At 72.6% G+C, this 6,181-nt stretch carries 6 protein-coding genes; 5 read left to right on the top strand and 1 reads right to left on the bottom strand.

What is annotated here, in order from left to right:
• The coding region (locus AC51EU_RS25835) for a diacylglycerol kinase catalytic domain-containing protein (RefSeq protein ID WP_496269482.1) at nt 1–453 on the bottom strand (453 nt) is incomplete at its 3' end.
• A gap of 176 nt (nt 454–629) precedes the next feature.
• On the opposite strand from AC51EU_RS25835, the gene AC51EU_RS25830 reads away from it, so the two are divergent.
• The 5 genes from AC51EU_RS25830 to AC51EU_RS25810 all read left to right on the top strand — a co-directional run bounded on the left by AC51EU_RS25830 (nt 630) and on the right by AC51EU_RS25810 (nt 6,179).
• Nucleotides 630–1,916 (top strand): adenylosuccinate synthase, encoded by a 1,287-nt coding sequence (locus AC51EU_RS25830; protein ID WP_496269481.1) that lies wholly within the window; start codon nt 630–632, stop codon nt 1,914–1,916.
• A gap of 267 nt (nt 1,917–2,183) precedes the next feature.
• Nucleotides 2,184–2,978, top strand: coding sequence for a CYTH domain-containing protein (locus AC51EU_RS25825; RefSeq protein ID WP_496269480.1), 795 nt, complete (start codon nt 2,184–2,186; stop codon nt 2,976–2,978).
• 197 nt (nt 2,979–3,175) lie between these two features.
• Nucleotides 3,176–4,591, top strand: a complete 1,416-nt coding sequence (locus AC51EU_RS25820) for an aspartate aminotransferase family protein (protein WP_496269479.1) — start codon at nt 3,176–3,178, stop codon at nt 4,589–4,591.
• A gap of 115 nt (nt 4,592–4,706) precedes the next feature.
• A complete protein-coding gene (locus AC51EU_RS25815) occupies nt 4,707–5,384 on the top strand; it encodes a GntR family transcriptional regulator (RefSeq protein ID WP_496269478.1) in 678 nt (225 codons plus the stop codon).
• Nucleotides 5,385–5,528: 144 nt separating this feature from the next.
• A complete protein-coding gene (locus tag AC51EU_RS25810; protein WP_496269477.1) occupies nt 5,529–6,179 on the top strand; it encodes a putative DNA-mimic protein in 651 nt (216 codons plus the stop codon).
• Nucleotides 6,180–6,181: the final 2 nt, after the last annotated feature.

Raw genomic sequence — 6,181 nt, 5'->3', positions numbered from 1 at the left:
GTGCGCCCCGCCGCCGAAGATCCGCACCCCGCCCAGCACGATGCCGTCGCTGTCGTCCCGCAGCAGGTCCAGCGTCCGCGGGCCGCCGTCGAGGACCGTGCGCGCCGCGGCCACCGTGTCCGTCGGCACCCCCAGCGCCCGGCTGAGCGCGACCGTGTCCGGCGCGCCCACCGGCACCACCGACACCGCCACCCGCGCCAGGTCCCGCCCCCGGTGGAGCAGCCCCACGGCCCGCAGCAGCGCCCGGTCGTCGCCGATCACCACCGGGCGCCGCCGGCCTCTGCGGGACAGGGCCCGGGCGAACTCCTCCGGGCCCGCCGGAAGGCAGATCTTCGCCCCCGCCCCGGCGCACAGCACGTCCTTCGCGATCCGTACGGACTCGCCGTCCGTACGGCGGGCGAGCGGGTCGATGACGACGAGCAGGGAGTGCCCGGCTTGCTCGTGAGCCGACACCTCGGTCCTTCCTCAGGTAGCATCTCGGTGCAAGAGCCCCTTGCGCTGTTGCGCCAGGGGTTTCGTCTATTCCGGGGCACCGGTCCTGCGGCTGTGGCGACGACGTGGGCGTGAAGACGCCCGGCGCCGCCGTCCACGCATGTGGGACATGCCCCGCCCGGAAGGGGTGTACGCCTGTGCCCGCACTTGTGCTGCTCGGTGCTCAGTGGGGTGATGAGGGCAAGGGAAAGGCCACCGACCTGCTCGGTGGCTCCGTCGACTACGTAGTGCGTTACCAGGGTGGTAACAACGCCGGCCACACGGTCGTCGTGGGGGACCAGAAGTACGCACTGCACCTCCTCCCCTCCGGAATCCTCTCGCCGGGGTGCACCCCGGTCATCGGCAACGGCGTCGTCGTCGACCCGGCGGTCCTGCTCTCCGAGCTGAGCGGACTGAACGAGCGCGGCGTCGACACGTCCAAGCTGCTGATCAGTGGTAACGCGCATCTGATCACGCCGTACAACATCACCGTCGACAAGGTGACGGAACGGTTCCTCGGCAAGCGGAAGATCGGCACCACCGGCCGCGGCATCGGCCCGACCTACGCCGACAAGATCAACCGCACCGGAATCCGGGTGCAGGACCTCTACGACGAGTCGATCCTCACCCAGAAGGTCGAGGCGGCCCTCGACGTCAAGAACCAGCTGCTGACCAAGCTCTACAACCGCCGCGCCATCGAGGCCGGCCAGGTCGTCGAGGAACTGCTGGGCTACGCCGACAAGATCAAGGGCTATGTCGCCGACACCACCCTGATCCTCAACGACGCCCTCGACCAGGACAAGGTCGTGCTCTTCGAGGGCGGCCAGGGCACCCTGCTCGACATCGACCACGGCACGTACCCGTTCGTCACCTCGTCGAACCCGACGGCGGGCGGCGCCTGCACCGGTGCCGGCGTCGGCCCGACGAAGATCAGCCGGGTCATCGGCATCCTCAAGGCGTACACCACCCGCGTCGGCGCCGGCCCGTTCCCGACCGAGCTGTTCGACAAGGACGGCGAGGCGCTGCGCACCATCGGCGGCGAGCGCGGTGTCACCACCGGCCGTGACCGCCGCTGCGGCTGGTTCGACGCCGTCATCGCCCGCTACGCGACCCGCGTCAACGGCCTGACGGACTTCTTCCTGACCAAGCTCGACGTGCTCACCGGCTGGGAGCAGATCCCGGTCTGCGTCGCGTACGAGATCGACGGCGAGCGGGTCGAGGAGCTGCCCTACTCGCAGACCGACTTCCACCACGCCAAGCCCGTCTACGAGATGCTGCCGGGCTGGTCCGAGGACATCACCAAGGCCAAGACCTTCGCCGACCTGCCGAAGAACGCGCAGGCGTACGTGAAGGCCCTGGAGGAGATGTCGGGCGCCCCGATCTCCGCGATCGGCGTCGGCCCCGGCCGGGACGAGACCATCGAGATCAACTCGTTCCTGTCGTAACCGTCCGCGGTCCTTTTCGGAGCCGTGGCCGGCGGGTACCCACCCGTCGGCCACGGCTCCGTCGTTTTCCGGACGCCTCACGGCTCCGGTACGGTCCGCCGCGCGGGCCCGGAACTTTTCCGCACTCTTGACCGTAGAACGCACAGAGCGACCGCGACACAGCGGACAGCGACACCCGCGAAGCGCCCAGCACACCCGCACCCGACGACGCCGGCCCCCGACCCCGCACGATCGCCCGATCCCCCGCACGCGAGCCAAGGAGACCGTGTGATTCCCGCCGTACGCGCCATCGCCCGCGCCGCCATGGCCGCGCGGCCCGTGCCTCTCGCCGAGGTGCAGGCCCGCGCCGAACTCTCCGCCCGCTTCGACCACCGCTACCTCGTCCCCGTCGACGTCTTCACCGCCTTCGCGGCCGAGCTGACCGACCGGCGGCGGCCCGGCGGCCCGTTCGTGGCCCTGTGCATCAACGGCCGCCGCTGGTTCCGCTCCCACGCCGTCCACTACGACACCCCCGACCTGCGCACCTTCCACGACCGCCGGCACGACCGCCGCCGCCGCTTCACCATCCGCGAACGGCTCTGCGAGGACACCGGCCGGCGGCAGCTGGAGGTCAAGCTGCGGGGACGGCGCGGCGAGACCGTCGCCCACCGGCGGCAGCTGCTGCCCGGCGACGCGGCCCTGGCGGGCGGCCCGCGCGGCTTCCTCGCCTCCGTGCTCGACCGCTCGTACGGCATCGAGGCCCCCGCCGAACTGGGCCGCTCCCTCGTGACCGGCCATCAGCGCGCCACCCTGGTCGCCGACGGCCAGCGCGTCACCTGCGACGCCGCGCTGACCGGCCGCGACCCGGAGAGCGGGCGCACGGTCCGCACCGACGGCGGCCTGGTGCTGGTGGAGACCAAGTCGGGAGGCGCCCCGGCCGAGGCCGACCGGCTGCTCCAGGGGTACGGGCTGCGCCCCGTCGACTTCACCCGCTACTGCGGCACGCTGTCCGCGCTCCGCCCGGAACTGGCCGACCACCGGGGGCGTCCGGCGGTCCGCAGGGCGTTCCCGGCCGCGGCCTGACCCGTCCGGCGAGCGGCCCGTCCGCGGGGTGCGACCACCCAGCGGACGGGCCCGGCGCGCCCACGCCGACACTGTGTCCGCGCCCGTGGTGTGTCCCCTACAGACTGTCGGTACCGCGCCCCTACCGTGATCCCTAGGCTGTCGACGTCCGCCGCCCGACCCCCGCGGACCCGAGCGACCGATCCGAGGTACTGACCGTGACCACGACGCATCCCTTCGCCGATCCCGCAGCGAACGAGAACAGCAGCGCGAAGCGCTTCCCGGGAAGGGTGGTGGCGGGCGACGGGCGGGCCGTCAAGGCCGCCGACCGCTCCCACGTCTTCCACTCCTGGTCCGCCCAGGGCCTGATCGACCCGCTGCCGGTCGCCGGCGCCGAGGGCGCGTACTTCTGGGACTACGACGGCAACCGCTACCTCGACTTCTCCTCCCAGCTGGTCAACACCAACATCGGCCACCAGCACCCCAAGGTCGTCGCGGCGATCCAGGAGCAGGCCGGGAAGCTGTGCACCCTCGCGCCCGGCTTCGCCGTCGACGTACGGTCCGAGGCCGCCCGGCTGATCGCCGAGCGCACCCCCGGCGACCTCGACAAGATCTTCTTCACCAACGGCGGCGCCGAGGCCGTGGAGAACGCGGTCCGGATGGCCCGGCTGCACACCGGCCGCCCCAAGGTCCTCTCCGCCTACCGCTCGTACCACGGCGCCACCTCCACCGCGATCAACCTCACCGGCGACCCGCGCCGCTGGCCCTCGGACACCGCCTCCGCCGGCGTCGTCCACTTCTGGGGCCCGTTCCTCTACCGCTCGCCGTTCCACTCCGAGAACGAGGCGCAGGAGTGCGAGCGCGCCCTCCAGCACTTGGAGGACACCCTCGCCTTCGAGGGCCCGCAGTCCATCGCGGCGATCATCCTGGAGACGATCCCCGGCACCGCCGGGATCATGGTCCCGCCGCCCGGCTACCTCGCCGGGGTGCGGGAGCTGTGCGACCGGTACGGCATCGTCTTCATCCTGGACGAGGTGATGGCGGGCTTCGGCCGCACCGGCCACTGGTTCGCCGCCGACCGCTTCGGCGTCACCCCCGACCTGATGACCTTCGCCAAGGGCGTCAACTCCGGCTACGTCCCGCTCGGCGGCGTCGCCATCAGCGCGGAGATCGCCGCCACCTTCGACCGGCGCCCCTACCCCGGCGGCCTCACCTACTCCGGCCACCCCCTGGCCTGCGCCGCCGCCGTCGCCACCCTCACCACCATGGCCGAGGAGAAGATCGTCGAGAACGCCGCCGAGATCGGGGAGACCGTCCTCGGACCGGGCCTGCGCGAGCTCGCCGAGCGGCACCCGTCCGTCGGCGAGGTGCGCGGCCTCGGCGTCTTCTGGGCCCTGGACCTGGTGCGCAGCAAGGAGACCCGCGAGCCGCTGGTGCCGTACAACGCCTCGGGCGCCGACAACGCCCCGATGGCCGAGTTCACCGCGGCCTGCAAGCGCGCCGGCCTCTGGCCGTTCGTCAACATGAACCGCACCCATGTCGTCCCGGCCTGCACCGTCACCGCGGCCGAGGCCAAGGAGGGCCTGGCCGCCCTCGACGAGGCTCTCGCGGCGGCCGACGCGCACACCGTCTGACCCACGGCTCCGGCGCCGTGCCCCGCCGCGGAGCGGGGCACGGCGGCCCTCGCCTATCGTGTGCGGGGGCCGCGACCGATCATGCGGCCCGCAATCGTCGGAGGGGACGGGCACGATGGCCGCCGGGGGAGTCCGCGGAGTCATACGGCGCAACACCCTGCGCCAGCAGATCGCCGACGCGCTGCGCGACGAGGTCCTCGCCGGCCGGCTGCCGTGCGGCCACCCCTTCACCGTCAAGGAGATCGCCGAGCAGTACGGCGTCTCCGCCACCCCCGTCCGCGAGGCCCTGCTCGACCTGTGCGCCCAGGGCCTGCTGGAGATAGAGCAGCACCGCGGCTTCCGGGTGCGGGCCTTCACCGCCGACGACTTCCGCGCCATGGTCGAGGCCCGCCGGCTGGTCGTCGAGGGCATCTTCCGCGTCTCGGCCGAGCAGGCGATACGGCGGATCTGCCCCGAGGCGCTGGTGTCCGTACGGCGCCGCGCCGAGGAGGCCGAACGCGCCGCCCGCGCCGGTGACCTCGACGTCCTCATCGGTTACGACCTGCGCTTCTGGCGGGAACTCGGCCACCTGGTCGACAACGCGTACATCAGCGACTTCCTCGACCGGGTCCGCGTACAGACCTGGATGTACCTGGTGCCGCTGCTGCGCGGCAGCGCCGATGTGCGCCGCCATCTGTGGCACGACCACGGCGCGCTGGTCGACGCCGTCGTCCGCCGCGACGCCGCCGAGGCCCAGCGGCTGGTGGTCGCCTCCAACGAGCACGCCCTCTCGCTGCTGGACGAGACGGCCTGACGCCCCGTCCGGGCCCGCGCGGAGCGTCCCGCGACGCCCTTCCCCTGCTCTCGTGGGAAGGCCCGGCCCGCACTACGCTGTCCCGACCCCGGCCGCCCCGGCCGGCGGGCGTCCCCGTAGCCGACCGGAAGCGAGCTGTCCCCCGTGGCATGTGACCTGTGGCTGGTCCCCCTCGTCGATGTGCTGTGCCACAGCCCCGACAACCCCTTCTCCGAGGAACTCGCCGCCTACGACGCGGCCCTGACGGAGGCCGGGCTGCCGCCGGTCCCGGTCTTCAGTTACATGCCGGGCCTGTCCGGCGAGGTCGCGCCGGTCGCGGGCTTCGACTACGACGCGCTGCACTTCCTGCGCCGCGCCTACCTCCTGCGCCTGTGCGGTCTCGAAGTGACGCCGGTGGACGAGCTGGGCGGCGACTACGAGCAGTTGCTGGAGATGTTCGAGACGGCCGTGCAGCAGTCCCATCTGGTCTGGCACTACGACCACGCGGGCGCGTACGTCCCGGTGGACTTCCCGCACCCGCTGGCCAACGGCGAACTGCTCGCGGGCGGCGGACCGCTGGGTTCCTCCCAGGGGCTGCTGCGGGAACTCGAACTGGTCGCGCCATCCCTCGGTATCGATCCGGCCAATCCTCCGCCGGCGCCCCTGCCGCCGACCGGGCCCACCTCCCTGGAGGAACGGGCCGGCGTCCCGCCCCTGGAGAACGGGCCGTTCGCCCGCGAACGGCACGTCTGGCTGGGCCTGCACGCCGCCGCGACCCGGAGCCTCGGCCAGGGCTGCATGATCGTCTTCAGCTGACC

The organism is Candidatus Streptomyces philanthi (assembly GCF_059553635.1).
This window is presented reverse-complemented; position numbering and strand designations above follow the sequence as displayed.

Coding starts and splice junctions, on each gene's coding strand:
- AC51EU_RS25815 (WP_496269478.1), top strand. CDS start 4,707: ATGGCCGCCGGGGGAGTCCGCGGAGTCATACGGCGCAACACCCTGCGC.